A 1,460-nucleotide genomic window follows, 5' to 3' on the forward strand; every position below is an offset into this window, starting at 1 on the left:
GAGGCGGGCGTCGGCAGCCGGTGAAACCCATGTGAAAAAAGTCTTGGGCCGGTCTGTTACAAATTCTGTCCGACAAAAACCTTTCAGCTCTCGCATTTGCGGCCGATAAAGACCTGCTAACACCCTTGCTGGCTCAAAAAAACAACAATCTTCCAGCCTAACTGACGACTAAGAAACCTTACGTTTCTGGAGGATTTTTGATGAATAGCTGGTTCGGCAACATCAGCGTGAACATGAAACTGGGCTTGGGCTTCGGCCTTGTGCTGGCCCTGACCTGCGTGCTGGCCTTGACAGGCTGGACCAGCCTCGGTGGCCTGATCGACCGTAGCAACTGGATGAGCGACATCACCCAGCTCAACGCCGGTCTGACCAAACTGCGCGTGGTGCGCCTGCAATACATGCTGACCAATGGCGATGAAACCGCCGCGCAGAACGTGCAGACCACCCTTGAAGGTTTCGCCGCGCAACAGCAGAAGCTGATCAACAGCTTCAAGAGCCCGGAAAACGTCAAACTGCTCAAGGAGCAGGCAGCGACCATCGCTGAATACCAGACCTCGCTGAACAAAATGCGCAATTCGTATCGCACCGGCAACAGCGCGCGCGACACCATGAGCGCCAGTGCCGAAACCGCGTACAACCAGATCGAATCGATCAGCAAGCGCGTGCAGCAGATGGACATGAGCGAGCAGCGTTTTCAACAGTTCCAGGCGATCACCACCGCCAAGGAAGCGTTCATCCTCGCGCGCTATGAAGTGCGCGGCTACACCGCGACCACCAATGCCGAAACCGAGCAGAAAGCAGTCGGCCAAGTCGACGTGGCAATCGCCAGCCTCAAGCAACTGAATGTGCATTTCGCTGACTCTCAGCAGGACGCTCTGCGCCAGTTAGAGACAGCGCTGGGCAACTACCGCAGCGCGTTGATGGCGTATAAAAACGCCAACTCCGAAGCCGTGCAGGCCCGCAAGGAAATGACTGATCAGGGCGCCACCATCGTGACCCTGAGCGAGCAGCTGTACCAGATCCAGCTCGACCGTCGCGACATCGAAAGCGCCCAGGCGCGCACCTTCCAGCTGATCAGCACCTTGCTGGCGTTGTTGGTTGGCGTGATCGCTGCGGTGATCATCACCCGTCAGATCACCCGTCCGCTGCAAGAAACCCTGGCCGTGGTCGAGCGCATCGCCAGCGGCGACCTGACCCAAAACGTCACCGTCACCCGCCGCGACGAACTCGGTGTGCTGCAACAAGGCATCGCGCGCATGGGCGTGACTTTGCGCGACTTGATCAGCGGCATCCGCGACGGCGTCACCCAGATCGCCAGCGCCGCCGAAGAGTTGTCCGCCGTCACCGAGCAAACCAGCGCCGGGGTGAACAGCCAGAAAATCGAGACCGATCAGGTCGCCACCGCGATGCACGAAATGACTGCCACCGTGCAGGAAGTCGCGCGCAACGCCGAAGAAGCC

The 1,460-nt window shown here is 59.0% G+C and carries 1 protein-coding gene; it reads left to right on the forward strand.

Going from position 1 to position 1,460, the window contains the following annotated elements:
- Positions 1–200: 200 nt before the first annotated feature.
- Positions 201–1,460, forward strand: a 1,260-nt coding sequence (locus PMI37_RS30840) for a methyl-accepting chemotaxis protein (RefSeq protein WP_008089031.1), incomplete at its 3' end; no start/stop codon positions are given.

The sequence above is a fragment of the Pseudomonas sp. GM80 genome (assembly GCF_000282515.1).
Classification (GTDB): domain Bacteria; phylum Pseudomonadota; class Gammaproteobacteria; order Pseudomonadales; family Pseudomonadaceae; genus Aquipseudomonas.